This window comes from Wolbachia endosymbiont (group A) of Rhinocyllus conicus, from assembly GCF_947250775.1.
Taxonomy (GTDB): Bacteria; Pseudomonadota; Alphaproteobacteria; order Rickettsiales; family Anaplasmataceae; genus Wolbachia.
On the sequence record NZ_OX366349.1, the window covers coordinates 411,166 to 436,715 of the forward strand.

The window sequence follows — 25,550 nt, forward strand, 5'->3', positions numbered from 1 at the left end:
AGAGCATATGGTTATGCAAGAAGTCTATTTCTTACCCTTAATCAACTCTAAAGCCTTCTTCAAATCTATGCTTTCAATATCTGCATTCTTACCCAAAGCAACGTTTGTTCTATCGCATTTTATATAGAACCCGTACCTGCCTTTGCAGATAAAGATTTCTTTTCCTTTTTCATTAACCCCGAGAGACTTTAACTCTTTGCGTGGACTGTTTGCAATAATTTGTACAACTTCGCTCAATTCTGTATTCAGCACCTCTTTAGAGCTTTTTTTAAGAGAAAAATATCTACCATCATAAAAAATATAGTAACCAAATCGTCCAAGGCCTATTTTTATTTCCTTTCCGGTCTCAGGGTGTTCTCCGATTACTTTTGGCAAGGAAAGTAACTGAGTAGCGGTATTCAGATCAATATCATTAACATTTAGATCCTTTGGTATGGAAACTGTTTTTTTCTTTTTGGACTCACTATTAAACTCAAGGTAAAGCCCAAAAGGACCTTTTTTAATTACTACCTCTTGGCCTGTTATATCATCTACACCTAAACTTTTTGGATATTCTAAATTGTCATTACTACCTGTAATTTCTTTTGTATGGTTGCATTCAGGATAGTTAGAGCATCCAAGGAACACTCCTGCTCGCCCAAAGTTCAATTTTAATATACCATCAGAGCAAGCAGGGCATTTCTTACCTATTTCTTCTTTTCCTTCCTCTGAACAAAACCAATTAACTACCAAATCGTGAATGCCGCTGAAAACTTCATCATGTGTCATTTGCTTGACAGAATTTACATGACCAAAAAATGGCACCCAAAAGTGGCTCAATTCTTTTTTCCAATCTGCATGTCCATTTGAGATTAAATCAAGCTTTTCTTCCATTTGTGCTGTGAAATCATACTCTACACAACGCTGAAAAAAAGTTTCTAAAAATATGGTAACGATCTTACCACGACTGCTTGGAATAAATCTTTTATTATCCAGTGTAACATACTCACGATCCTGCAATACCGAAATAATTGTCGCATAAGTTGATGGACGGCCTATACCGATTTCCTCCATTTTTTTAACGATACTTGCTTCACTATAACGAGGTGGCGGTTGAGTGAAATGCTGTTTTGGCTCAACTGAAATCAGCTTACACGCTTCCCCTTCCTTCATGGCAGGTAGCAGGCCTTCATTTTCGGCTTCCATGTTATCTTGATAGACTTTATAAAAACCATCAAAGAATATACTTGATCCACTTGCTCGCAGAATCACTTTCTGATCAGTAGAACTAATTTCAACTACCACTTGATCAAGAATCGCCGATTCCATTTGACTTGCAATGGTTCTTTTCCAGATTAAATCGTACAATTTAAATTGCTCTGGCGTTAAGTAATCCTTAATACTACCCGGCGTTCTATTGATATCAGTTGGACGAATTGCTTCATGTGCTTCTTGAGCATTTTTGACCTTTTTTACATATTTACGAGGAGACTGTGGTAAATATTTATCACCATATAACGACTTAATTGACCCTCGAATTGAGTTTATAGCCTCATCTGCAATATGAAACCCATCTGTACGCATGTAAGTTATCAACCCTACAGTTTCACCACCAATATCGATACCTTCATATAAATTTTGCGCTATGCGCATAACATTTTTCACATTAAAATACAGCTTATTCACTGCATCTTGCTGTAGAGTAGAGGTAATAAATGGAGGAAGCGGATTTCTCTTAACTTGCTTGCGTTCTACTGTGCTTACAGCATATTGCCTTGATTCAATCTCCCTGACTAAGTTCTTTGCTTCTTCTTCATTTTTAATATCAAATTTTTCTAGCTTCTTATTGTCATAGTGACTCAGCATAGCAAAAAAAGCCTCATCTTTGCTATTTTGCATTTCTGCCTTTATGCTCCAATACTCCTGTGTTATAAACTTACTGATTTCATCTTCTCGTTCGCATATAAGCTTTAATGCAACAGATTGAACTCGCCCCGCAGATTTGCTTCCCGACAATTTTGTCCACAGCAGCGGTGACAAGCTAAATCCAACTAGATAATCCAAAGCTCTGCGTGTTTGCTGTGCGCGCACTAAGTCCATATTAATTTCACGTGGATTCTTTATTGCTTCTTGAACTGCTCTCTTTGTTATCTCATTAAAGACTACTCTATAAATGTTGTTTTCATTACTGATTGCTTTCTTTTCTTTTAATGTCTCTATCACATGCCAAGCCATTGCTTCCCCTTCTCTGTCTGGGTCTGTTGCAAGATATATATCTGATGCTTTACTCGCTGCTTTTACTAACTCTTTTATATACTTTTCTGCTTTTTCAATGGTTTCATACTTTATAGCAAAATCATTATCCGGATCGACAGAACCGTTTTTTGCTGGAAGATCCCTCACATGTCCAAAGGATGCAGCTACTTTGAACTCTTTACTTAAATATTTGCCTATTGTCTTTGCTTTCGCAGGTGATTCAACTATTAATAATGCCATATTGTTAATTATTTTAGTATTTAAAGATAATATGTTGAGAAATATACGATGAAAAGTAAAAAAATATTTTAATAGGTCTTGTGAATTTTACAGAGTAGGTTGTTCATGGTTTCCAGAAAACCCTTGGACCTTGCTATTTTCAAGTGAATTTGAAGGTCTATTACAATAGTATATGATTGCAGCAGCAACCAGACAACAAGCTCCAACTGCTATTCCCACTGCTATAGCTAACCCAAGAAAGGTTTACCTGAAGGATAGAATAGGTTATAATGGCATATTAAAGAGATGAAAAATGCCAAGCCCATATAGTGAAGACCTCAGAGAACGAGTTCTCAAAGCAGTTGATGAAAAAACAATGACGATAAAAAGAATTAGTGAAATATTTAAACTGAATATAAAAACAATATATTTATAGAGGAAAAGGAAAAAAGAAACAGGAAACATAAAGCCATCTTCAGGCTATCAAAAGGTGACTGAGCCTCACCGGTGGCAGAATCTGGGTCACGAGGTCTTCTTCCTACACTCCATGTAAGAGCAGACAGTGCCTCAAAAGAACTGCCACCTATCCACTCTGAGAAGTTATTATCTTCTCTTGCTTTCAACCAAGTAATACTTATTCATATCATCTGGGTAAGGTCAGTTTGTAAAACTTAATTTGTACGCTTCCTAGTAATTCTGATATAGTTACTTTAGTTAAAGTCTATAAAAGTTTATAAATGGCAACCTTAAGTGTAAGAGAAGCTTTATGCACAGCGATCAGAGAAGAAATGCAAAACGACCCTGACGTGTTGATCATCGGTGAAGAAGTTGCAGAGTATGATGGTGCCTATAAAGTAACAAAAGGATTACTGAAAGAGTTTGGAGAAAATAGAGTGGTTGATACGCCTATTACCGAACATGGATTTGCTGGCCTTGCTGTTGGAGCAGCATTCGCTGGATTAAAGCCAATTGTCGAATTTATGACTTTTAATTTTTCTATGCAGGCTATCGACCAAATCGTGAATTCTGCAGCAAAAACAAATTATATGTCAGGTGGACAACTTGGATGCCCCATAGTATTTCGTGGACCAAATGGCGCTGCAGCAAGAGTTGCTGCACAACACTCTCAATGCTTTGCATCTTGGTATTCGCATATACCGGGATTAAAAGTGATAGCACCTTACTTTGCCTCCGATTGCAGAGGTCTGCTTAAAGCTGCAATTCGTGATCCAGATCCAGTGATATTTCTAGAAAACGAGATAGCTTATGGACATGAGCATGAAGTTTCTGACTCTGAGCTGTCAAATAAAGATTATCTACTTGAGATAGGCAAGGCTGCTGTTATACGGGAAGGAAAGGATGTAACTATCACTGCTTTCTCACTGAAATTAATGGATGCTTTAAACGCAGCAGATTTACTTTCGAGTGAAGGTATAGAAGCTGAAGTTATTGACCTCAGAACCTTAAGACCACTTGACACTCAAACTGTTATTAACTCTATTCAGAAGACTAATAGGTTAGTTAGTGTAGAAGAAGGATGGCCATTTGCAGGAATAGGAGCAGAGCTGTCAGCCGTTGTTATGGAACAAGGATTTGACTACCTTGATGCTCCAGTTATGCGCGTAACTGGCAAGGACATCCCCTTACCTTACGCTGCGAACCTAGAAAAAAAAGCATTACCGCAAGTGGAAGATATAGTTGAAGCCGTGCATCAGGTCTGCTTTAGAAAAAAATAACCCTATTGGTTCTTTTTTGTGTCTCCTGTTCCACATTGGTCCATCAAGGAAGTATTTCCAGTGCTGCCTATACCACCCATTACTTTTGTCACAATAGTTTTAGCACCGAAAAATACAGCACAAAATATACCGAGTGCAAAAAGAGCTGGCCATGGCATTCTACCAAATATCGCAAGCAAAGCTGCACCTATTATCACTACGGTCATAAGCGGTCCGCCTATTCCCCAAACGTAGCCAATAATATTACATATTACTTGAGCAGTTGTATCAGCATTAGTGTCAGCGGCAGCACTCCCAACATGAGAAAAAGAAATAAATAATACTATAAAAAGAATATTAAAAACTTTCCTAGGGTTCATCCCTATACCTTAAATTTAGATATTGCAATTATACCTAAAATACTATAATTTTTAGTAAAGCTAGCATAAAGATTGAATAACAAACGGTGCCACAAAAGTAGTTGACACACAACTGCACGAACATTGTAATATGGCACGATATCACATAGTAAACAATGTCATCCCAGTGCTCAGACACTGGGATCCGTTTTCTTTTTTCTAGATTCCAGCGTCACGCGCTGGAATGACAGCAGTCCTATGTCATACCGCCGCGGTATCTCTAGATCCCGCTAACACGTAGTGGGATGACGAATTGCTTAACCGTCATACCGCCACGAACCGTCATACCGCCGCGGCGCTAACAAGTAGCAACTGTTCTCCCTCGTCATACCGCGATTCATTCGCGGTATCTCTTAGCATAGATCCCGCTAACAAGTAGCGGGATGACGAGATGCCACCGCGAACCGTCATACCGCCACGAACCGTCATACCGCCGCGGTATCTCTTAGCCGCTAACACGTAGCGGGATACTTAACCGTCATACCGCGATTCATTCGCGGTATCTCAGCCGCTAACAAGAGATCCCGCTAACAAGCAGCGGGATGACGATTGTCAGGGTGTCATCCAAGTAGCCTCTTTCTTGTCATCCCAGTGCCCAAGCAACAAGGACAACATTGCAAATTTAGAGTTCAAAAGGGTTATTCCTCGAGAACTACTGCGTCAGAAAGCTGGCGCTGAATTTGTATATAATGTTGATCTTGGAGGTTTTTATGAATAATAGTGAGAGAAAAGAGAAGTTAGAAACTCGCATTCTATCAAGTAGAGGCAGGTCTTTACTTGACCATGAGCTACTGGAACGTACTCTATCTGAATATGCAGAAGGAAGAGAAGTGGCAAAAAGGCTAATTGAGCTCTTTAGTAGTTTAGGAAGGGTAATTAATGCTGATTTTCATGAGCTAAAAAACGTTACAGGAATGAATGATGGAGCAATAGCAAATATCTTTTGTCTGAAAGAGATTTTTGATAGAATACTGAAAGGTAAGTTAAAAAAATTGTCAATTCTTGATAATAGAGAAGAGCTACTAAAATACTTTAAAGCAGCAATAGGGCAGTCACGAAAGGAAAGCTTACGAGTGGTATACTTAGATCGAAGTGGTCATTTAATATATGAGTATATTCAAGACTGTGGAACTATAGACAGAGTACCTCTGTATGTGAGGGAAATAATAAAACAGGGATTACTGATTGATGCAGCATCTGTTGCAATTTCACATAATCATCCAAGTGGAGATATAGAACCATCAAAAGAGGATGAGGATAACACACTTACATTAGCTGCAACCTGCGAAAATGTAGGAATGAAATTGATAGACCATATAATCGTAACACAGAAGAGCCACTTTAGTTTTTATGATAGTGGTTTATTGTAATCTGTAGACCGGAAGGAAAGTTCTCCAACTTTCCTTCTTTTTTTCACTTCATAAATTAAAAAATTCAATATAAGCTTGAACAGCTAAAATTAGTAATAAAAAGTGGAATTAGGCAAAAAAATAAAGGAACTTAGGTTATACTGTGGCTTGACACAAACTGAATTAGGAAAAAGAATAGGTGTTTCATATAGACAGATACAAAGGTACGAAAATGGTTCAAATTGCATTTTAGCCAGTAGACTGTATGACTTAGCAAAAGCCCTATCGATTAATGTTGCTGATTTTTTTACTGATATGCACGCCGACTCACATGAAAGTTACGATGAAGAAATACTAAAACTAGTCAAAGGATATAACGAAATTAAGAGCAAAAGGTTACGTAGTGTAGTTTATATATTGGTAAAATCTTTTTCTCAAAGTGATAATACATAGCTAATATTACCTGATATGTAAAATGACCATACAACATCCTATCGATAAGCAAATAGCTGAAAGAATAAGAAAAAGAAGGCTAATATGTGGTTTTAGCCAAAGGGACTTAGGAAAAAAGCTTGGAATTTCATTTCAGCATATACAAGGATATGAAACTGGAGAGGTAAGGCTTGTAGTTGATAGATTGTATAATTTGGCAGAAGCTTTGTACGTTGATATGTCATATTTTTTTACCAAAGCCTCTGAAGACTTGCATGATAAGGCCTTTCACAGCGATGTAGGCAGCGAAGAAATATCAAGATTAGTAAGAGAATATAGAAAAATTAAAGATGAAACATTGCGTGATATTGTGCATTTAGTGATAAAGGCTATTGCTAACAAATAGTACAAATTTTAAAGTTCAGGTGTTTTTTATAATATAAAACACTTCTACAAGCAATACTAATTAAAGTAAATTATTTATGGTAAATTGGATTAAGTTTTAAAAACCACTTTACTTTGTAATAGTTAACCATTTATTTCTGATATACAAGTAGCTATGTGAAACATAGCCACTTGTCTCCAATCAAGAACGTCCTACGGATGTCGTTTTGTTGTCTTTTAATTTATTCACCCAAGAAAAGGTCTCACTACTTTTAGAATTTTGGTCGCCCCACCTTCCACATCTAGTAAAACTGCCTTTTTCTACTGCTTCTTTAACAGACATTCCACCAAATAAACAACCCTTTCCTACGATTTCTCCTATTTCTTGCAACTCGTTCCACATTTCTTCATCTTCTACCTCAACTTGTACTTGATGATAGTCTTCTGTGTCATGATATACCATTAAATTTAGCTCTCCTAGGCTAGTGCAAAGTGTTACTGTAAAAGCGCTGTTATCGGATATATCTACGTAATTTCTTTTACCGTCTTTCCCGGTTTTGACCTCAACTTCACCATCACCTATTTTTATGATACTACCGCCAAGGTTTAAGTCTCCTTTACTTAAGCCCAAATTTTTTGCACCTTCTACAACTTTGGCAACATCAACTATGCAGCTATGTGAAAATTCAATATAGAAGGTCTTATTATCGATTTCTACATCTTCAACAGTTCCTTCTATAGTAGCGTCTTCTCCAACTTCCCTAAGTTTCTTGAGCCTACTATATATTTGTGGCTCAATTTCTTTTTGCACTTTTTGATACATTTCAGCTATTTTCTTATCAACTTGTACATTAAAATCTGCTCCATGTAAGGCTAACTTTCTGATTATATCTTCTTGTTTATTTTCTTTGAATTCATCACGATACATCTTAAACATTGTAACGTTAGCGAAGCCAAAGCCATCTTCATTGGCAGCATTTATTCTTATTCCTAAGTCCAAAGCTTCATCGATAACTTTACTTAACTCGTTTATATTTTTAGCTGCAATAGCTTTTTCCAGGAATTCATTTAGTTTCATATTTTCATATTCACTTAGTCTTATCCTGCATAAAGCTGATCGAAATGGATTGAGCTCCTCAGGATATGTTAAGACAGGTAATTTACTAATCTTTTTATTTGCTGTTGGAGCAGCTTTTATAAAATTAGGTAATAACCCTTCTTTTGCTATTTGCTCTACTGCTTTTAACATTTTACTAGACAATTTTTTACCATTTATTTTTTTCATTGTAACCCTCACTTAATCTTATTAACATTCAATCATATCGTGATAAATATTATTTAATTGTTAACATTATACGACTTATTGATTTACTGTAAATTATAATAACAAATTTTACGGGCATTTACACTACAAAAACACATCTTGTAAAAATTATTTCAATTTCAATAAAAGTTGGGTATTGTGATTGTAAAGTTGAAAGAAATGGATCTCCTGTCTTACTCCACTGAAAAGTTGAAGAAGCATTGTCAGCTACTTGATGATGAAGAAAAAATAATTCTATATGAGCAGTTGCTAGACAAGGCTAAAGACATACTTGAAAATTCAAGAGATAATGTTTCTGAACTGAAAAAGATCAGTAAAGCTGCTGTAGCAATAGAGGAAACTACCGATAAGCAGTTACTAGAAAAGTTTAATGATGATCACCCGCTAAGAGAAGTGGACATTTTAATCTACTCTCCTCAAGGAAATACTGAATATCTATTCAGCATAGATAACTCATCAGAGCTTTATGATTTAAAAGAAGATAAAGAAAAAGCTCTTTATAATGCAGTAAAGTTAAATGATGTTGAGCTTGTAAAAAAGCTGCTAATGATCCTTTCACCTACAGAAGTAAGTAATTTTGACACGAAATACTTGGAAGAATTGAAAATATTGCTGTCAGGAATTCACAAAGAATTGCAATTATCACAAGATATGAAAAATTATCTTGAGAAGACGATAAAGTTCTATAGTTTTTTATGTAGTAATTTTAACTTACTAGTTACAAATCCTACTGACGTAAAAGCCATAATTGATCTATTTGCTGCTCAACCAAATATTGATTACCAAATAGATAAGCTTCTACTTTCTTTTATTGTAAGAGATGTTGAGGAAAAAAAGCTAAACTCTGAAATTAGTCATATGATAGAACTTCTTGAGCAACACGAAAGATTTGCTGAGCTCGAATACAAGGTTAGAAGATTAAGATCAGAGTTTGCAAGTGGCAAAAGCAGATACTCGGCTGAAGTAATACGAAATAGCATTGCAGAACGAGAAAAAGAGATGAGGGAAATTGAGAAAAAATACGTAAGGCCAAACGATTTAATTAGCAAGAGGCAGAAATTATTAAAGCAGTTACTTTGCTAGCTTTTTCATAAAATTTGTTGTAAATTTGAATAAGAGGTGAAAAGTGCAATTAGGTAAAAAAATAAAACAACTTAGGTTAGATCGTGCTTTGACACAGACCGAATTGGGAAAGAGAATAGGTGTTTCGTATAGACAGATACAAAAGTACGAAAATGGTTCAAATTGTGTTTTGGCCAGTAGATTATATGATTTAGCAAAAGCACTATCGATAGATGTTGCTAACTTTTTTACTGATATGCACACTGACTCACATGAAGCTTATGATGAAGAAATACTAAAGTTAGTCAAAGGATATAACGAAATTAAGAGCAAAAGGTTACGTAGTGCAGTTTATATATTGGTAAAATCTTTTTCTCAAAGTGATAATACATAGTTAATATTACCTGATACGTAAAATGACTATACAACGTCCTATCGATAAACAAATAGGTGAAAGAATAAGGAAAAGAAGGCTAATGTGTGGTTTTAGTCAAAGAGACTTAGGAAAAAAGCTTGAAATTTCATTTCAGCATGTACAAGGATATGAAAGCGGAGAGATTAGGCTTGTAGTTGATAGGTTATATAAATTAGCAGAAGTACTATCGATTGATATGTCGTATTTTTTTACCAAAGCCTCTGAAGACTTACATGATAAGGCCTTCCATAGCGATGTAGGCAGCGAAGAAATATCAAGGCTAGTGAGGGAATATAGAAAAATTGAGGATGAAACTCTGCGTGACATTGTTCATTTAGTGATTAAGGCTCTTGCTAATACAGGCTTTAAAGCATAAATTCTCTCCTTGAGTCGTTGAAGAAAACTTAAACTTTCATTTTCTTCATCATTTTGCTTTTCTTTCACTTTGATGCGTGTAGTTATACCCTACACAAAGTATAATGTTTTAAAAATAAAAACCTGCACCATAAAATATTGAGATTTAGAATATTAACTTATAAAGTCTTTTCGGCAGTTTTAGTGAGGGTTTATTAGCAAGGATGTTGGAGGTTAGCAATGACTATATCTGAAGGTGTAATACAGCGTATAAGGCATAATGATAAGAACGCGATAGGGGGATGATTTTTTGGTCAAGGTGGCTGTGCACCATCCAGCTAAGTTTGATAGCTTAGAAGTAACAAAATTTTTAGTAAATAATAAAGGTGTAAGTTTTAACGCTAAAACTAATGACGAAAACAAGCCTATTTATATTGCAGCTGATTTTTGAAATATCGATATTGTAAAATTTTCTCTTAATAAGGGAGTAGAAGTTGGTACAAAAGGTAAAAACAATTGGACTCCTTTGCATTATGCTACCAATAAAGGATATCTAGGAATTGTAAAGCTTCTAATAGAAAAGCAACAACAAGAATCATTTATTAATAATTCTAATATTAATAATTCTAAAACTACAGATCAGTCTACTATGCTGCCAAGGAAGGCCATTTACCATCTGTAGAATTTCTCATAGAAAAAGGAGCAAGAATTGATATTAAAAATTCCAATAATAGATCACCATTGGAACTTGCAAATGATGGAGGACATGAAGAAGTTGAAAATTTACTAAGAACCTGTCTTGAAAGGACTTAAGTAGCTAATTTAGTAAGCATAGAAGTATAGCCTTTCTTATAATAGTCCGAATGCGATAAGATATGTGTTAGCAGGCCAAATGTTGTTTTTTTACATTTTTAAGATAAGAAGTGGATAGCTGAACTTGTTTTTTATACAGCATTTCTTATATTGATCAAATCTTTCAATTGATTATTGCTAAATTCTGTAATCCAACTCTCGCCGCTACTTATAGTTAAGTTTGCTAACTCTTTCTTACTTTGAATCATCTCATCAATACGCTCTTCAAAAGTACCTGTTGAAAGTAGCCTGTACACCATAACATTACGTTCTTGCCCAATACGGTACGCTCTATCTGTTGCTTGTGCTTCCACTGCTGGATTCCACCATAAATCGTAATGTATTACATGGTTTGCTGCTGTTAAATTAAGCCCTGTTCCACCAGCTTTTAAAGATACTATGAGAATATTTGATCGAAATGAGTTTTCAAAATCATTAACCATTTTGTCTCGTGCTTTACGGGATAAACTTCCATGCAAAAATGGCACTTTTGATTCAAACTTTTCTTCAAGTAGCCTAGCTATAATCTCACCCATTTCAGTGTATTGAGTAAATATCAATGATTTTTCTGCAAGCTCACTAATTCCTATCAATATCTCTTCTAGCATCTGCATCTTTCCTGACTGTTCAATACTTGCACGCTTTTTCTTGCCAAAATGCGATGGATGGTTACAAACTTGCTTTAAAGCATTGATAAGCTTAAGAATTAGACCCTTACGCTCAATTCCTTCACTCTTTTCTATCTTTTTCATAGTTGTGTTAACTACTTCTTGATAAAGTGCTGTTTGCTCTGGAGTTAGAGAACAATAACGATTATTTTCAATTTTATCTGGTAGATCCTCTATAATGCTTTTATCACTTTTTACCCTACGTAGCATAAAGGGATGAGTAACTTTCATGAACTTCTCTAGACAAACTTTGTCTCTCGCTTTTTCAATTGGTGTTGCAAAATGAGTTTTAAATTCCTTAGGAGTACCAAGGTAATATTTATTAGTAAAATCAAAAATACTCCAATATTCTAGTAGCCTATTTTCAACAGGTGTACCACTCATTGCTATTCTATTTTTTGCTGCAATAGCTTTTATAGCTTTGCTCTGTTCACTGTGGGGATTCTTTATATTTTGGGCTTCATCAATCACGAGCAAAAACCATCCTACTCTGTTAAGCTCTTTTTTATCACGACGCGCAAGACCATAGGATGTGAGAGCTACATCATAATCATTTGCCAATTCTCGATTTTGTCCATGATAGATAAAAAGCTTTAATTCTGGTGCAAAACGTTCCATCTCTCGTTGCCAATTGCTTAATATGCTTGTTGGTGCTACTATCAAGACTTTATCTTCATCTAAAAATCCTGCATTCTTACAGTATAAAATGGCTGCAATAACTTGTAGTGTTTTACCAAGACCCATGTCATCAGCAATTATACTACCAAATCCCGTCTCTATGTTCTGCACAAGCCAACTAAATCCACGTTTTTGATATGGACGTAACTGTGCTGTTAGGTTACTTGGTACATCAACAGGTACATAAGTGTTAAGCTTTTCAAATAGGCTTTTAATCTGCTGATCAAGTCCTACCTTTGCTCCATCTAGTTCACCTCCTAAAGCAGCTTGCATCAGCTCTGCTTGACTCAAGTGTTCAGGTAACTTATCAAATTTTTTCAGTAGAGCTTCTACCTCCTTATCATCCAAAAGCACATATTGGTCTATAATCTTTATAAGTCCACGAGAATCTTTCAGTAGCTTTTTAAATTCTGTAATGCTTATCTCTTTATCACCTATCGCTATTTTCCAATCAAACTTCAATAATTTTTCAAGCGTTAAGAAACTTTTCCGATCTTCTTCAATTTTGCCTTTAGCAGATAAATTAAGACTCAACTTTGGCTTTAGGATTTTTTCCAGTGATTTTGGTAAGATAACTATAACGCCAATTGCTTTTAACACCGGCAAGATATTTAAAAACAATGGTGCAAAATCATCTAAGCTAAACAGTAATCTACTGCTGTCGTCAATCGATCTTTCTAGCTCAGGTATGTATTCGGACAGCATTCCCATATCAGATAAAATGCTCAGTTTTGTGCTGCAGTTAGACAATGCTTTTTTCAGCTTTATTATCGATTTTCCATCATCTAAAGATACCTGTATATCAAGCTCAAATCTTTCATAATAATCTTTTACCATTAAGTAAAGTTTGTATGGTTTATCTGTTAAATAAAGCCGTGATGACCAGAGATTAATTGCTTGAGGTATTTCTCTGTTGCTAAACTCACTAAACTTGTATGCTGATCCAGTAAAAAATAATGCAAAGATGTGCTTGTCTCTATACTTGTCCATTGATGAAGGAAAGGTATTCTTTTCTCTATACTTATCAAGTGCTGCAGGAAAATTATTTGCCATGTATTCCAAAAGGATTAAAGAAATTGCAATATTAACCTGTTCTTCAGGCTCTATAGAAGTTTTCTGATATTGAATTAGCAGAGGTGGACACATAGATGATATTTTTCTATGAATTTCTTTGACTGATTCATTAAACAACGCAGGGATCCACCTAATTATGAATTCTTCTCTTTTATTTTGTAGTATTTGTGGTACTAGTGCTGATTTTTCCATGAGCATACGTGCAAACTGTGAAATCATATGCATGAAGCGAAGCTCAGGATTAAGCTTATGAAGCAATGAAATAGGAATATCGTTTAAAAATTGTGCTATATTCCTCGAAACACTTTCGCTGAGCATAAATGAATTAGCTATACCATTGCTTACTTGAATAACTTGGTATTGGTCATTGATAAATAATTGAAATGTTTGCCAGTGTTCAATACTTCCCCATTTGCTAGTAAACAATTCTTCTTCCGATAGCTTTTTCTTGGAAGAGTAGAAAGAATTTCCCGTAGGATATTTTTGCCAATGCTTGTAAGCTATTTGCAGAATACTGTGAAAATTTTTTTCAAAAAAGAGTGGATTATTCGTCAAGATATTTTCGATACAGCTAGCAAGGTTAGGAATAGTCGATAGATCAATATCATTTAAGTTTACTTGGTCATATACTTTAACTTTAGAAGACGATTTAAATAGATCATTAATTTTTAGAATACTTTGAATGTTTTCTAATTTTCCATTTCCAAAATCATCAATCAGCGACAACAAGTCACAATTATGAATATTGAAAATTACGAAAGGGTTTTTATCAATTTCTGCAGCAATAAGATAAATTACAGCAGCAATATGTTTACAAGGCATAGCCCAATCAGGACAATTGCAACTTGCGTTCATTTCTTCCCAATTCGAAGGAAATAATTTAATACCTGAGTCGTTAAGCTTATCAAACAAAAGTGTTGGTAATTGTCTATTTATTAATTTAGGCAATATAGAGGGCGAATTTTCAATAATACAACGGATAGCTGATGAATTTAATTCATTGAGTGTTATTTTAACTTTATATGGATGAGGTCTTGAACCACTAACTTTGGCTGTAATTGTATTGCCGTTGATTTGAATACCAAAAGCTCGACCAGTATTAGCATAAGTTCTACCACGTGAAAGGTGGTTATCGTAATCAACTTCACTGAAAGATTGAAGCCATTTCTTACCCCACCATGTTCTCCCGTAAATAGACATTATATATATTTTAGCCTAAATAAACTCAAGTAATCTAACATAAATCACTACAAAATGCCAAGAAAACAACAGAAAAGGCAATATGAAAACCTTTTTTTCTACAGTCTCTTCATTTTTTGTGATTAAAAATTATTTTAACTTTTTTTTAGAAAATCTCGGAAAAAGTAGTAAGAAATCCGGTATATATATAATAAAGGGGCATTGTTTCAATGAGGTTAGTTTACCTCTACGCGCTTCAAACACAAAAGTTTCAAATAAATGTCAATCCTAACACTAGACCTCGGCAAGCAAACTGGCTGGGCAATTCTGACAGATGGAGTAATTGAAAGTGGAAGCAAAAGTTTTCATGGTAGTCGTTTCAGTGGTGGTGGCATGTGTTTCTTGAATTTTCGTAATTGGCTTAATTCTTTGAGAGACATTTCTGCAGTGTATTTTGAGGAAGTAAGAAGACATCTAGGAACTGATGCAGCTCATTGCTATGGTGGTTTTCTTGCAGTGCTGTCTGCTTGGTGTGAAGAACATCATGTGCCATACAAAGGTGTTAATGTTAAAACTATAAAACGCTTTATAGCAGGCAAAGGCAATGCAAGTAAGAGTGAAGTTATTGAAGCGATACGTGAAAAAGGTTTTTCACCTCGAGATGATAATGAAGCGGATGCTTTAGCATTAATGTTCTACGCTATGAATTTCAGTAAAGATTTTAATGTATTAAAAATACCATAAAAAGTGGGTCCTTTCAGCCATAATGGCGGGTTTGGTGGGTTTGACCTCAGGCCTTTTCTAGTGTTAGACATATTTTGAATATTAACTTTTTAATTATTAAGGATTTAAATTATATGAATTTAGCAATCCACTACTATCCTGTTGAAAACCTCGTCGAATATAAGCGTAATCCTCGTAAAAATGATGACGTAGTAAATAGAATGTGTGCTTCAATCAGGGAATTCGGCTTTCGTATACCAATAGTTGCAAAAAGCGATGGTACTGTGGTTGATGGTCATTTAAGACTTAAAGCAGCAAGAAAACTTGGTATAGAAAGTATTCCTGTGGTTTTAAGTGATAATTTAAATGAACCACAAACTAAAGCTTTTCGGTTACTTGCCAATCAATCAGCTAATTGGGCAAAGTGGGATGATGATCTTTTAAAGGTAGAAATTCAAGAGCTAGAAGATTTGCAGTTTGACCTTAAAATGACAGGATTTGAATTGGAAAAAGTTCAACGGTTTCTCGATGATTTTGATGGTGAAAAAGAAGACCTTTCTGACTTAGTTGTTGATGACAAAAAGGTAGAAATAACAAAACCAGGTGATCTATGGATTTTAGGTGATCATCGAATCTATTGTGGTGATAGCTCTGTAGTTGAATCATATAAAGCGCTGTTAGATGATAAAATGGCAGACATTACTGTTTGTGATCCTCCATATAACGTTGATTATGGTAGCAGTCAAGAAAGAGAGGATAAAAAGATACTAAACGATAATCAAGGTGAAAAGTATGAGCTTTTTCTCTATGATATTTGTACTCATATTTTAGCATATACTAAAGGTGCAATTTACATCTGTGCATCATCATCAGAGTTTTCAACGTTGCAAAAAGCATTTGAGGAAGCGGGAGGAAAATGGTCAACTTTTATCATTTGGGCGAAGAATCACTTTACGCTAGGAAGATCAGATTATCAAAGACAATACGAAGCAATGCTCTATGGATGGAAAAGCGGCAATAAACGTGAGTGGCATGGAGGTAGAAATCAAAGTGATCTGTGGTTTTATGATAAGCCAACACACAATACACTACATCCAACGATGAAGCCAGTAGAGCTAATGGAAAAAGCAATAGTAAACAGCAGCAGATCAGGAGACATAGTACTTGATCCATTTAGTGGTTCTGGCAGCACACTAATTGCATGTGAGAGAACAGGAAGAATTTGCAGAACAATAGAGCTAGATTCAAAATTTGTAGATGTCACCATAAAACGTTGGCAAATATACACAGGTAGGGAGGCAATTCTTTCTGGTACTGGCAAAACTTTTGCAGAAATTCAAGAAGAAAATTCGTAAAAAGGAGCAAAAAGAGAGGAGGAAAAGAGTGGAAAAAATCACACAAACGGAATGGGCAAGAGAGATAGGAGTTTCAAAGCAATATGTCTGTTATTTAGTAAAAAAAGGAATAATTGAGTTGGAGAATGGTTTGGTAAATAGAGAACAAGCAAATGAAGCAGTGGCAGCAATACGAGATCCAAGTCAGCCACTGAGGAGGAAAAATCCAGAAAACGAAAATACAAGTAACCTCTCCACAATGTTGCTAAAAACGCGAATAAAAAATGAGATGGAACGTGGCAAATTGCTTGAGGCAAAAGCTAAGGCTGAGATAGGAGAACTTGTAGCAGTAGAAGAAGTAAAAAGTGAGGCATTTAACGTAGCAAGAGTTGTCCGTAATAATTTGCTTAATATTCCAAATAGAGTTTCAGCACTGCTTGCATCACTGAGTGACACTGAAAAGATTCATATGGCGCTAACCGAAGAGATTACAAACTCATTACAAGAATTATCTAATATTAAGTTTTAAATAATGTCTGCTAACTTAAGTTTAGAATTAATAAAGTGTCTCATTAATCAGCAAGGAGTGGATGTAAATGTTAGAGGATTAAATGGAAAGACACCGCTACATTATGCAGTAGAAATTAACGAGCTTAGTATGGTTGCGCTCTTACTAAATAGGAAAAATATTAATCCACTGATCACTGATGATGATGGTAAAAGTGCGCTCTCTTGTGCAAGAGAAGAGATATTACAAGCACTAATCAATCACAAATATGGATTGGAGAAAGATAGCTTACTTCATTTAGCTGCGATGTTGAATGAAGCAAATGCTGTAAGGTTTTTACTCAACAAAGGAGTTAATGTTAATGAGCAGAATGCTTTACTACATACACCGTTACATTTAGCGGCAGGAGCTGGACATGAAGGGATAGTAGAAATTTTAATTAGAGAAGGAAATGCGGATAAAGATGTTCTTGACGTGAGAAATCATGCAGCAATGCATTATGCAGTAAACAACAAGAAGCTAGAAGTAGTAAAATTACTTTCAAATCTTGGTGCGAATGTCAATATAGCTGGTAGCGGCAGAAATGCAATGAAATTATCTCCTTTGCACGTAGCTATAAGTGGCAGTAATTACGACGAAAGAGACTTATGTTTAGATATTGTAAGATGCTTAATAAATGTTCCTAATGCTGGAGTTAATTTACAAGACTATGAAAATAAAACACCACTACATTACGCTGAAAGACTTAAAACAGTAGAAGTATTACTAACCCGAGAGGATATAGATCCTTTGATTAAAGATGATAATGGCAAGACACCATTTTGTTATGCGAAAGAAGAGAACAAATCTGAAATAGTAAAAGCTTTAATAAGTAATAGGTATGGAGTAGAGAAGAACAATTTACTTCACTTAGCAGCAAAAAAAGGATATGGGGAGATTCTAGGGGCGATTTTAAAAGAAGGAGTTGAAGTAGATGTTTTAAACGATCAAGGAGAATCAGCAGTATATCTTGCTGCAATAAATAGGCATTTTAATATAGTAAAATTACTGCTAAAGAAAAGAGCAGATGCTACAGATGTTTTTGAGTACGCAATAACAACAAATAACGTAAAACTGGTAAAGTTACTAAACAAGGAAAAGGATATAGTTTTATTTGGAAAAAATGACAACTTTCCAACATTTCATTTATTGAGCAATAAATATTTTGAAGAAAGGAAAATAGCAGACAAAAAAATAAAGAAATGCATCAATATCATCTGTGTTTCTATAACAGTATGTGCAATAGCGATAGTGGGAATTTACCCTAACATTATAGCTGCGGTAATGGTGGGAATAGTTGCACTCATAGCTGCAATAATAATGAGTAATTTAATTCAGAAGTATATAGAAGAAGCGCTTGAAAAGAAAATGTTTATTGAACTCGAAAGTGAGAAAACAAGTAGTCCTAATTTAAGTGATGTGGAAATATCATCTAATGATGGTGAAGAGCTAGCAATATGATATACGCCACATCTTTTTCTGAAGGTTTAAAACCAGATCCAGAGCTTAAAGTATCAGAGTGGGCGAATGAGTATCGAGTTTTAGCAGCAACTGCAGCATCAGAGCCAGGTAAATGGAGAACGGAAAGAACTCCTTATTTAAAAGAAATCATGGATTCACTTTCTCCGTCCTCACCAGCAGAAAAAGTAGTATTCATGAAAGGAGCGCAGATTGGGGGAACAGAAGCTGGTAACAATTGGATAGGCTATATCATCGATCAAACACCAGGTCCAATGTTAGTTGTGCAGCCAACAGTCGAAATGGGAAAGCGTTGGTCAAAGGGAAGATTTGCGCCACTGATTGAAAGTACACCATGTTTAAAAAGTAAAGTAAAAGACCCAAGATCAAGAGATTCAGGCAATACTGTGCAGAGTAAGGAATTTCCAGGTGGAATAGTAGTAATAACTGGAGCAAACAGCAGTGTAGGACTGAGATCTATGCCAGTAAAGTATCTCTTTCTTGATGAAATAGATGCCTATCCAGGAGACTCAGGTGGAGAAGGAGATCCAGTTTTACTCAGCATAGCTCGTACCAATACATTTGCACGGCGAAAGATTTTTTTAGTATCAACACCAACGATTCATGGAATAAGCAGAATTGAGAAAGAATTTGAAGCAACAGATAAGAGATACTTTTTTGTACCATGTCCACATTGTAATTATTACCAAATATTAAAATGGCCACAAATTAAATGGGAAGATAAAAATCCAAATACAGCACACTATATGTGTATAGAATGTGGTAAAAAGATAGAAAATCATCAAAAGACAGAGATGCTTGAGCGTGGAGAATGGAGGCCTACTAATAGAGTAAAAGGTGAGAAAAAAGGATTTCATCTTTCAAGTCTTTATAGTCCAGTTGGCTGGTATAGTTGGCAACAAGCAGTAGAGGATTTTCTGCATGCAAAGGAAAGTGAACAATTACTGAAAGTTTGGATCAACACAACGCTTGGAGAAACCTGGGTAGATAAGGGAGAAGTACCAGACTGGAAGCAATTATTCAACAGAAGAGAATTTTTTCCCGTAGGCACAGTACCTAAGAGAGAAGTGGTACTTACTGCAGGTGTTGATGTTCAAAAAGATCGTTTAGAAGTAGAAGTTGTAGCCTGGGGAAAAAGCCGTGAAAGTTGGTCAATAGACTACCAAGTATTTGAAGGAGATACTGGGGGTGGAGAAGTATGGAGAAAACTCTCTGAGCTCTTAAATCATCATTTTATTGGTGAAAATGGTCTTGAATATATGATAAGTATGATGGCGGTTGATGCTGGGTATGCAACGCAGGAAGTATATAACTGGGTAAGAGGTCATCAAGGCTCTGGAAGAGTAATGGCAGTAAAAGGTGTAAATAAAGCACTAGTACCACTTAGCAGTCCAAGTAGAGTAGATATAACAGTTGGTGGTCAAAAGCTAAAGAGAGGAATAAAGCTCTGGCCAGTTGGAGTATCGATATTAAAGTCAGAGCTTTTTCAATTACTTAATATTTTAAAAGAAGAAGAGGGAAAAGCTCTACCTGGATACTGTCATTTTCCGGAGTATGCACCTGAATATTTTAAACAGCTAACTTCAGAGCAATTAGTCAGCAAAGTGGTAAAAGGATACACCAAACAAGAGTGGCAAAAGGTAAGAGAAAGAAATGAAGTACTGGATTGCCGAATTTATGCGAGAGCAGCATCTATTGCGCTTGGAATTGATCGTTGGCCAGAGAGTAAATGGAATAGTTTGAGTGGAAAAATGGAAAGCAAAAAGCCTAAAAAAGTAAGACAGAGTAAGTGGCTTGGTAATCAAAATGTACAGTGAAAAATATTTAACTCAAGTTGAGAAAGCAATTCAAAAACTGCAAAGCGGAGAAAGAGTTGTCTCAATTGCATATGGTGACCATGTTGTGCGGTACGGGGAAGTTCAAATAAAGGATTTATTGGAGCTCAGGCAACGAATAAAAGCGGGGTTAAAAGTTGCAGGCATGAGGCCAAAGAGGAAAATTGTTTTTTCAACGAGTAAGGGAATTTTATAAATGCTGCTCAAAACCTTCAAGCAATTATTTAACAAACCAAAGATAAAAAGCTCTGCATGGGATGCAGCAGGCTCAGGAAGAAGATTTTTTCACTTTCAACCAGAGTTAGGAAGTATAAACAATTTGCTGTCTCAAAACCTTGAAACTTTACGTAGTAGATCACGTGATATGGTGAGAAAAAATCCATATGCAGCAAATATCATTGATACAATAGTAAGTAACTCTATTGGAACAGGAATAAAACCACAATCAAAAGCAAGAGATGGAGAATTTCGAAGGAAGGTGCAAGAATTATGGCTAAGATGGACAGATGAAGCAGACAGTAGTGGAGTAAGTGATTTTTATGGATTACAAGCTCTAGTATGTAGGAGTATGATAGAGGGAGGAGAATGTTTTGTACGTCTGCGGATCCGAAAACCTGAAGATGGTCTATGTGTACCTCTGCAATTACAAGTACTTGAGTCTGAACATTTAGACAATAAGAGCAATCAAACACTTGCAAATGGCAATATTATTCGTAGTGGCATTGAATTTAACCGACTTGGTCAAAGAGAAGCATATTACTTATTTAGAGAGCACCCAGGTGAAGGTTCGTTTGGAGAATCAGTTAGAGTACCGGCAAATGATGTTTTACATATCTACAAACCTTTAAGACCTGGGCAAATTAGAGGAGAGCCATGGCTTTCTAATATACTGCTAAAGCTTTATGAACTTGATCAATATGATGATGCAGAGCTGGTAAGAAAGAAAACTGCAGCAATGTTTGCAGGGTTTATTACAAGACTTGATCCTGAGGCAAATATTTTAGGAGAAGGCGAAGCGAATGAGCAAGGAGTAGCATTATCAGGTTTAGAGCCAGGAACAATGCAGCTTTTAGACCCAGGAGAAGACATAAAATTTTCAGAACCGTCAGATGTTGGAGGAAGTTATGAAGCGTTTATAAGACAGCAACTCAGGGCAATAGCAATAGGCACAGGAATAACATATGAGCAGCTAACAGGAGATTTAACAAGCGTTAAATTATTCATCCATTCGGGCAGGGTTGATAGAGTTTCGCAGAAGGTGCGCAATGTTACAGCATAACGTGATAGTGTTCCAGTTTTGTAGACCTATTTGGAATAGATGGCTAGAATTAGCAGTGCTTTGTGGAGAACTGAGTATAGATGAAAAAGTAGTAAAAGCAGCGAAAGAAGAAGTAAAATGGATACCACAGGGATTTGATTGGGTGGATCCACTGAAAGACCAGCAATCGCAGCAAATGGCAGTAAGAAATGGATTTAAGAGTCGATCGGAAGTAGTATCAGAAATGGGTTACGATGTTGAAGAAATAGATCAAGAAATAGCAGAAGATCAAAAACGTGCAAATAGTCTCAACTTAATGTTTGACTCTGATTGTAAAGGATTATGATGCTCTTAGGAAAACCATTAATGCTTGAACCAAGGAGTTTTGAGCTATTGTCATTAAACAATCAAAAACATCCCACGTTTAAAAACATAAAGCACTCCATCAAAAGTAACGTAGAAAGAACTGCAATTATAGCAATACATGGAATCTTGACTAAAAAACCAGGTGCGTTTGATGAAATGCTCGGGATGACATCATATGAGCAAATAGAAGAACAAATTAAACAAGCATTAGCAGATAGTAGCATAGAGACAATTATGCTGGAAATAGATAGCCCCGGAGGAGAGGTAAACGGTATATTTGACCTAGCTGATTTTATTTATGAATCAAGAACAAAAAAGAGAATTATTGCAATAGCAAATGATGATGCATATTCTGCTGCGTACGCTATAGCCTCTAGCGCTGAAAAGGTATTTGTGAGTAGAACTTCAGGAGTAGGAAGTATTGGAGTAATAGCAAGTCACATAGATCAAAGTAGGTTTGATGAAAAGCAAGGTATTAAGTACACCACAATCTTTGCTGGTAGTCGAAAGAATGATTTAAACCCACATGAGCCAATGACGTCTGAAAGTCTGGAAAGCTTACAAAAAGAAGTAGACCGACTATATGAAATGTTTTTGCAGCTAATAGCAAGGAACAGAGGTCTTTCAATTGAAAAGATTCGATTAACAGAGGCAGGGCTATATTTTGGGGAGAAAGCAGTAGAAATAGGCCTTGCAGACGGAATGACAATTCTTTCATCTATTAATAAAAACAGGAGTATTACTATGAATGAACAAACTACAAATGACCTAGAAACTGATAATTTAACCAAGTATCGTACTGAAGTTCTTGAATTAATACGTTTATGTAATTTATCGAAGATGCCAGAAAAGATAGGAGAATTTATTGAGCAAAGTGTAAGTGTTGAGCAAGCTAGGGAAGTTTTAATGGAATTACTTGCAGAGAGAACAAAGAAGACAGAGATACTGAGTGCAATACCACAGAATTCAGGAGAAGAATTGATGATGCAGGTAGCGAAAAGTCGTAGGAGTTAAAGTATTTTTATAACCGCCGTATATAGCATTGATAAAAGCGGCGGTAAGCAGTTAAGGAGAGAAATTTATGAGTTGTATAAGCGAACAAAATAATCTGGGTGACTTATTAAAGTATGAGACATCAAGTCTATATTCAAGAGATCAGATAACAGTAGCAAAAGGGCAGAACCTAAAGCTTGGTACAGTAGTGGCTCTCGATAAAGATAGCATGGTTAAGATAATAAATCCAACTGCCACAGATGGTACACAAACAGCGATAGGTGCAGTAGTAAGTGATGTAAATGCGACAGAAAATGCTAAAGCAGTAATTATTACTCGTGGTGCAATACTAGCAGATCATGCAATTGTGTGGCCAGCAAATATCACTGAAGAGCAGAAAGCTGCAGCAATAAAGCAACTTGAAGGACGAGGGATCATCATCCGCAAGGGAGCTTAAAAAAACTATTAAAAACACAAAAGGGGGAAAGTAAAAAATGCAAAATCCATTTACAAATACAGCATTTAGCATGACGGCACTAACAAATGCGATGAATATATTGCCGATAAATTATGGACGAGTTGAAAATCTAAATTTGTTTCCAAGTAGGTCAGTAAGATTTAGACATATTACCATAGAAGAACACAACGGAGTATTAAGTTTATTACCAACGCAAGTACCAGGGGCGCCAGCAACAGTAGGAAAAAGAGGAAAAAGAAAGGTAAGAACATTTACGATTCCACATATTCCGCATGATGATGTAGTGTTACCAGAGGAAGTACAGGGAATAAGGGCATTTGGATCAGAAAGTGAACTGAAAGCGCTGGCAGATGTAATAACTGACCATTTACAGCTAATGAGAAACAAACACGCAATAACATTAGAGCATTTACGAATGGGAGCGCTGAAAGGAATAATTTTAGATGCTGACGGGTCAGAATTATTAAATCTGTACAACGAATTTGAAATTACACCAAAAGTAGTAAATTTTGCCCTTGGAACAGCAACAACAGATGTAAAGCGTAAGTGTCTGGAAGTACTCCGGCATATAGAAGATAATCTAAGTGGTGAATATATGACCGGAATTCATGCCTTGGTAAGCCCTGAGTTTTTTGATGCATTAACTTCGCATAGTAAAGTGAAAGAAGCATATGAAAGATGGCAAGAAGGAGCAGCGCTAAGGAACGATATGATACCAATTCCCACTATACAAAGAACAGATAGAAGATAATGGAAAAAAAGCTATACTAAAGTAAGTGAAATAGCGAGGTTTAAATGGCATTAAGGTCAAAACTATTAGACGAAAAAGTTGTAAATTTGGCGAAAGAAATGTTAAAAAAGGTCAGAAATAATGCATATGTTTCAAAAAAGTTACAAGCGGTAATAGCAGGAAAAGAAAGTAGTATAAGCGCTGTAGCAAGAATATGTAAAATTTCAAGGACTGCTTTGACTGAATGGATAAAGCATCTAAAATTTGGTAGAGTAGAAAAACTATTTGCCCCGTCTCAGCGGCGAAGAAAAAGCAAATTAAACAAAAATCAACGTAAGCAAATTGAAATATGGGTAGAAAAAAATCCAAATATTACTATTAAGGAAGTGCGAATAAAAATCTCAGAGGAATTTGACCTAAACATCGGTAAATCAACAGTGCACCGTGAGATACAAAGGATGAAATTTTCTTACATAACACCAAGGCCAATGCACCATAAACAAGATAAAAACAAGCAAGAAGAGTTTAAAAAATACTTCAATAAAATAGTCAATTCCCACCCTGAAAAGGAGGTATTTTTTTGATGAATCACGATTTGGAACTCATTCAAAAATCGGACACGGATGGTTCAAAAAAGGGATCAGAACGCAGGTTAAAATAAAAATCGGTAGACAAAATTTCTATATCTACAGTGCGGTAAATCCAAGAAGTGGTAAGGAAATTAGCCTACTTGCTCCATATGTAAACACTGATTGTATGAATATATTTCTGGAGCAGATGTCGAAAGATTTAGGCACGAAAGAAGCCTTTCTTGTAATGGATTGTGCAAGTTGGCATAGATCAAAAAGTTTGAAATTTCAGGAAAACATTACCATTATATACTTGCCTCCTTATTCACCTGAACTGAATCCTGTTGAGAGGTTGTGGCAATATATCAAACACAATACTTTACGCAACAGAGTCTACGATACCATAGGCTTACTTGAAGATGTTGTGTGTAATTTTATTGTCAGTATTTCCAGCACTACTATTAAACGAGTTTGTAATGTTTCTTATTTGTTCGATTAGTAATGGAATTTGGTATGAGGTCAGGATTTACGTTCTGCGGAATCACATTTGAGGAATATAGAGGGCAAGCAACTGATCCTGAAGGAGCCGTGAGAAGATTTATTGACAAAGATACAGGGCACTGTTTTCCACTAGGAACAGCGAGCACATTTACAACATATTTTGCACCAGCAGACTTTAATGAGACAGTAAATACTCTTGGACAGCCACTCTATGCAAAACAAGAACCAAGGAGGTTTGATAGAGGAACTGATTTACATACGCAGTCAAATCCTCTGCCAATGTGCCATAGACCTGGCGTATTAGTAAAAGTCGCTATAGCATAACATACTGGTAGAGTAATTACAAGTTGGTGAGGCACAGAACGACTCTACCGGTAT

At 35.8% G+C, this 25,550-nt stretch carries 27 protein-coding genes and 3 pseudogenes; 24 read left to right on the plus strand and 6 right to left on the minus strand.

Translation table 11 applies throughout. The features are described from left to right. Positions 1 to 24: 24 nt before the first annotated feature. The gene (topA, locus tag OOK92_RS02090) at positions 25 to 2,475 is read right to left on the minus strand and encodes a type I DNA topoisomerase (protein ID WP_264736088.1); all 2,451 of its coding nucleotides are present in this window, start codon (positions 2,473 to 2,475) and stop codon (positions 25 to 27) included. Positions 2,476 to 2,562: 87 nt separating this feature from the next. Continuing rightward, positions 2,563 to 2,694: a TomO hydrophobic C-terminal domain-containing protein gene (locus OOK92_RS08545; protein ID WP_434732572.1), complete on the minus strand. Its 132-nt coding sequence runs from the start codon at positions 2,692 to 2,694 to the stop codon at positions 2,563 to 2,565. Positions 2,695 to 2,767: 73 nt separating this feature from the next. On the opposite strand from OOK92_RS08545, the gene OOK92_RS02095 reads away from it, so the two are divergent. Beyond that, on the plus strand, positions 2,768 to 2,890 hold the full coding sequence (locus OOK92_RS02095; protein ID WP_264687946.1) for a hypothetical protein: 123 nt from the start codon (positions 2,768 to 2,770) through the stop codon (positions 2,888 to 2,890). Between the two features lie 301 nt (positions 2,891 to 3,191). Further along, the gene (locus OOK92_RS02100; RefSeq protein ID WP_264736089.1) at positions 3,192 to 4,190 is read left to right on the plus strand and encodes a pyruvate dehydrogenase complex E1 component subunit beta; all 999 of its coding nucleotides are present in this window, start codon (positions 3,192 to 3,194) and stop codon (positions 4,188 to 4,190) included. 2 nt (positions 4,191 to 4,192) lie between these two features. On the opposite strand, the gene OOK92_RS02105 is transcribed toward OOK92_RS02100, so the two are convergent. Together OOK92_RS02105 and OOK92_RS02110 are read right to left on the minus strand one after the other, a co-directional pair. After that, positions 4,193 to 4,549 carry a TrbC/VirB2 family protein gene (locus tag OOK92_RS02105; RefSeq protein WP_264731653.1) on the minus strand — a complete coding sequence of 119 codons (357 nt, stop codon included), beginning with the start codon at positions 4,547 to 4,549 and terminating at the stop codon, positions 4,193 to 4,195. Positions 4,550 to 4,870: 321 nt separating this feature from the next. Continuing rightward, a complete protein-coding gene (locus tag OOK92_RS02110; RefSeq protein WP_264736090.1) occupies positions 4,871 to 5,017 on the minus strand; it encodes a hypothetical protein in 147 nt (48 codons plus the stop codon). 151 nt (positions 5,018 to 5,168) lie between these two features. On the opposite strand from OOK92_RS02110, the gene OOK92_RS02115 reads away from it, so the two are divergent. The 4 genes from OOK92_RS02115 (at position 5,169) to OOK92_RS02130 (ending at position 6,775) form a co-directional block, all read left to right on the plus strand. Next, positions 5,169 to 5,306 carry a hypothetical protein gene (locus OOK92_RS02115; RefSeq protein WP_264688331.1) on the plus strand — a complete coding sequence of 46 codons (138 nt, stop codon included), beginning with the start codon at positions 5,169 to 5,171 and terminating at the stop codon, positions 5,304 to 5,306. Further along, positions 5,299 to 5,958, plus strand: a complete 660-nt coding sequence (locus OOK92_RS02120) for a JAB domain-containing protein (protein ID WP_214303410.1) — start codon at positions 5,299 to 5,301, stop codon at positions 5,956 to 5,958. Before OOK92_RS02115 ends, OOK92_RS02120 begins: the two co-directional genes overlap by 8 nt. A gap of 102 nt (positions 5,959 to 6,060) precedes the next feature. Beyond that, positions 6,061 to 6,390, plus strand: coding sequence for a helix-turn-helix domain-containing protein (locus OOK92_RS02125; protein WP_006012370.1), 330 nt, complete (start codon positions 6,061 to 6,063; stop codon positions 6,388 to 6,390). A 22-nt stretch (positions 6,391 to 6,412) separates the two neighbouring features. After that, complete coding sequence (locus OOK92_RS02130; protein ID WP_264736091.1) at positions 6,413 to 6,775, plus strand: helix-turn-helix domain-containing protein; 363 nt, start codon at positions 6,413 to 6,415, stop codon at positions 6,773 to 6,775. Positions 6,776 to 6,955: 180 nt separating this feature from the next. On the opposite strand, the gene OOK92_RS02135 is transcribed toward OOK92_RS02130, so the two are convergent. Then, entirely contained in the window at positions 6,956 to 8,038 is a 1,083-nt protein-coding gene (locus tag OOK92_RS02135) for a hypothetical protein (protein ID WP_264736092.1), read from the minus strand. 198 nt (positions 8,039 to 8,236) lie between these two features. On the opposite strand from OOK92_RS02135, the gene OOK92_RS02140 reads away from it, so the two are divergent. From OOK92_RS02140 to OOK92_RS08450, 6 genes are all read left to right on the plus strand, one after another. Then, positions 8,237 to 9,160: a hypothetical protein gene (locus OOK92_RS02140; RefSeq protein ID WP_264736093.1), complete on the plus strand. Its 924-nt coding sequence runs from the start codon at positions 8,237 to 8,239 to the stop codon at positions 9,158 to 9,160. Positions 9,161 to 9,203: 43 nt separating this feature from the next. Then, a complete protein-coding gene (locus tag OOK92_RS02145) occupies positions 9,204 to 9,533 on the plus strand; it encodes a helix-turn-helix domain-containing protein (protein ID WP_007549995.1) in 330 nt (109 codons plus the stop codon). 22 nt (positions 9,534 to 9,555) lie between these two features. Continuing rightward, positions 9,556 to 9,930, plus strand: a complete 375-nt coding sequence (locus OOK92_RS02150; protein WP_264736094.1) for a helix-turn-helix domain-containing protein — start codon at positions 9,556 to 9,558, stop codon at positions 9,928 to 9,930. A gap of 288 nt (positions 9,931 to 10,218) precedes the next feature. Continuing rightward, positions 10,219 to 10,359, plus strand: a complete 141-nt coding sequence (locus OOK92_RS02155) for a hypothetical protein (protein ID WP_264736427.1) — start codon at positions 10,219 to 10,221, stop codon at positions 10,357 to 10,359. 9 nt (positions 10,360 to 10,368) lie between these two features. Beyond that, positions 10,369 to 10,590 (plus strand): ankyrin repeat domain-containing protein, encoded by a 222-nt coding sequence (locus OOK92_RS08445; RefSeq protein WP_353278965.1) that lies wholly within the window; start codon positions 10,369 to 10,371, stop codon positions 10,588 to 10,590. Between the two features lie 8 nt (positions 10,591 to 10,598). Then, positions 10,599 to 10,721, plus strand: coding sequence for a hypothetical protein (locus tag OOK92_RS08450; protein WP_406722685.1), 123 nt, complete (start codon positions 10,599 to 10,601; stop codon positions 10,719 to 10,721). A gap of 131 nt (positions 10,722 to 10,852) precedes the next feature. On the opposite strand, the gene OOK92_RS02160 is transcribed toward OOK92_RS08450, so the two are convergent. Next, positions 10,853 to 14,380: a DEAD/DEAH box helicase gene (locus tag OOK92_RS02160; RefSeq protein ID WP_264736095.1), complete on the minus strand. Its 3,528-nt coding sequence runs from the start codon at positions 14,378 to 14,380 to the stop codon at positions 10,853 to 10,855. Positions 14,381 to 14,638: 258 nt separating this feature from the next. Here OOK92_RS02160 and OOK92_RS02165 point away from each other — a divergent pair, with 258 nt between their 5' ends. From OOK92_RS02165 to OOK92_RS02220, 12 genes and pseudogenes are all read left to right on the plus strand, one after another. After that, entirely contained in the window at positions 14,639 to 15,103 is a 465-nt protein-coding gene (locus OOK92_RS02165) for a Holliday junction resolvase (RefSeq protein WP_264736097.1), read from the plus strand. 113 nt (positions 15,104 to 15,216) lie between these two features. Next, positions 15,217 to 16,437 carry a DNA modification methylase gene (locus OOK92_RS02170; RefSeq protein ID WP_264735448.1) on the plus strand — a complete coding sequence of 407 codons (1,221 nt, stop codon included), beginning with the start codon at positions 15,217 to 15,219 and terminating at the stop codon, positions 16,435 to 16,437. Positions 16,438 to 16,465: 28 nt separating this feature from the next. Then, on the plus strand, positions 16,466 to 16,945 hold the full coding sequence (locus OOK92_RS02175; RefSeq protein WP_262986513.1) for a hypothetical protein: 480 nt from the start codon (positions 16,466 to 16,468) through the stop codon (positions 16,943 to 16,945). Positions 16,946 to 16,948: 3 nt separating this feature from the next. Beyond that, positions 16,949 to 18,424 carry an ankyrin repeat domain-containing protein gene (locus tag OOK92_RS02180; RefSeq protein ID WP_264735447.1) on the plus strand — a complete coding sequence of 492 codons (1,476 nt, stop codon included), beginning with the start codon at positions 16,949 to 16,951 and terminating at the stop codon, positions 18,422 to 18,424. Beyond that, positions 18,421 to 20,259 (plus strand): phage terminase large subunit family protein, encoded by a 1,839-nt coding sequence (locus OOK92_RS02185; protein WP_264735446.1) that lies wholly within the window; start codon positions 18,421 to 18,423, stop codon positions 20,257 to 20,259. The genes OOK92_RS02180 and OOK92_RS02185 overlap by 4 nt, the downstream gene beginning before the upstream one ends. Next, positions 20,249 to 20,473 (plus strand): gpW family head-tail joining protein, encoded by a 225-nt coding sequence (locus OOK92_RS02190; RefSeq protein WP_174516715.1) that lies wholly within the window; start codon positions 20,249 to 20,251, stop codon positions 20,471 to 20,473. The genes OOK92_RS02185 and OOK92_RS02190 overlap by 11 nt, the downstream gene beginning before the upstream one ends. Beyond that, a pseudogene (locus OOK92_RS02195) lies at positions 20,474 to 21,881 on the plus strand (phage portal protein). It begins immediately after the preceding gene. Next, a complete protein-coding gene (locus OOK92_RS02200) occupies positions 21,881 to 22,915 on the plus strand; it encodes a S49 family peptidase (RefSeq protein WP_264736360.1) in 1,035 nt (344 codons plus the stop codon). The pseudogene OOK92_RS02195 and the gene OOK92_RS02200 overlap by 1 nt, the downstream one beginning before the upstream one ends. A gap of 67 nt (positions 22,916 to 22,982) precedes the next feature. Next, positions 22,983 to 23,351 carry a head decoration protein gene (locus OOK92_RS02205; protein WP_264735445.1) on the plus strand — a complete coding sequence of 123 codons (369 nt, stop codon included), beginning with the start codon at positions 22,983 to 22,985 and terminating at the stop codon, positions 23,349 to 23,351. 37 nt (positions 23,352 to 23,388) lie between these two features. Continuing rightward, positions 23,389 to 24,084: pseudogene (locus OOK92_RS02210) on the plus strand (major capsid protein); the annotation flags it as partial. Positions 24,085 to 24,167: 83 nt separating this feature from the next. Beyond that, a protein-coding gene (locus OOK92_RS02215) for an IS630 family transposase (protein ID WP_264735405.1) occupies positions 24,168 to 25,170 on the plus strand; the annotation gives its coding sequence in 2 pieces (ribosomal slippage) (positions 24,168 to 24,677 and positions 24,679 to 25,170; 1,002 coding nt in all). A 14-nt stretch (positions 25,171 to 25,184) separates the two neighbouring features. After that, positions 25,185 to 25,496, plus strand: a pseudogene (locus OOK92_RS02220) (major capsid protein); the annotation flags it as partial. Positions 25,497 to 25,550: the final 54 nt, after the last annotated feature.

Bases quoted from the DNA above. Each gene is read 5' to 3' on its own strand.
- topA (WP_264736088.1), bottom strand. From the start codon at position 2,475: ATGGCATTATTAATAGTTGAATCACCTGCGAAAGCAAAGACAATAGGC.
- OOK92_RS02095 (WP_264687946.1), top strand. From the start codon at position 2,768: ATGCCAAGCCCATATAGTGAAGACCTCAGAGAACGAGTTCTCAAAGCA.
- OOK92_RS02100 (WP_264736089.1), top strand. From the start codon at position 3,192: ATGGCAACCTTAAGTGTAAGAGAAGCTTTATGCACAGCGATCAGAGAA.
- OOK92_RS02105 (WP_264731653.1), bottom strand. From the start codon at position 4,549: ATGAACCCTAGGAAAGTTTTTAATATTCTTTTTATAGTATTATTTATT.
- OOK92_RS02110 (WP_264736090.1), bottom strand. From the start codon at position 5,017: ATGACGGTTCGTGGCGGTATGACGGTTCGCGGTGGCATCTCGTCATCC.
- OOK92_RS02120 (WP_214303410.1), top strand. From the start codon at position 5,299: ATGAATAATAGTGAGAGAAAAGAGAAGTTAGAAACTCGCATTCTATCA.
- OOK92_RS02130 (WP_264736091.1), top strand. From the start codon at position 6,413: ATGACCATACAACATCCTATCGATAAGCAAATAGCTGAAAGAATAAGA.
- OOK92_RS02135 (WP_264736092.1), bottom strand. From the start codon at position 8,038: ATGAAAAAAATAAATGGTAAAAAATTGTCTAGTAAAATGTTAAAAGCA.
- OOK92_RS02140 (WP_264736093.1), top strand. From the start codon at position 8,237: ATGGATCTCCTGTCTTACTCCACTGAAAAGTTGAAGAAGCATTGTCAG.
- OOK92_RS02150 (WP_264736094.1), top strand. From the start codon at position 9,556: ATGACTATACAACGTCCTATCGATAAACAAATAGGTGAAAGAATAAGG.
- OOK92_RS02160 (WP_264736095.1), bottom strand. From the start codon at position 14,380: ATGTCTATTTACGGGAGAACATGGTGGGGTAAGAAATGGCTTCAATCT.
- OOK92_RS02165 (WP_264736097.1), top strand. From the start codon at position 14,639: ATGTCAATCCTAACACTAGACCTCGGCAAGCAAACTGGCTGGGCAATT.
- OOK92_RS02170 (WP_264735448.1), top strand. From the start codon at position 15,217: ATGAATTTAGCAATCCACTACTATCCTGTTGAAAACCTCGTCGAATAT.
- OOK92_RS02180 (WP_264735447.1), top strand. From the start codon at position 16,949: ATGTCTGCTAACTTAAGTTTAGAATTAATAAAGTGTCTCATTAATCAG.
- OOK92_RS02185 (WP_264735446.1), top strand. From the start codon at position 18,421: ATGATATACGCCACATCTTTTTCTGAAGGTTTAAAACCAGATCCAGAG.
- OOK92_RS02190 (WP_174516715.1), top strand. From the start codon at position 20,249: ATGTACAGTGAAAAATATTTAACTCAAGTTGAGAAAGCAATTCAAAAA.
- OOK92_RS02200 (WP_264736360.1), top strand. From the start codon at position 21,881: ATGCTCTTAGGAAAACCATTAATGCTTGAACCAAGGAGTTTTGAGCTA.
- OOK92_RS02205 (WP_264735445.1), top strand. From the start codon at position 22,983: ATGAGTTGTATAAGCGAACAAAATAATCTGGGTGACTTATTAAAGTAT.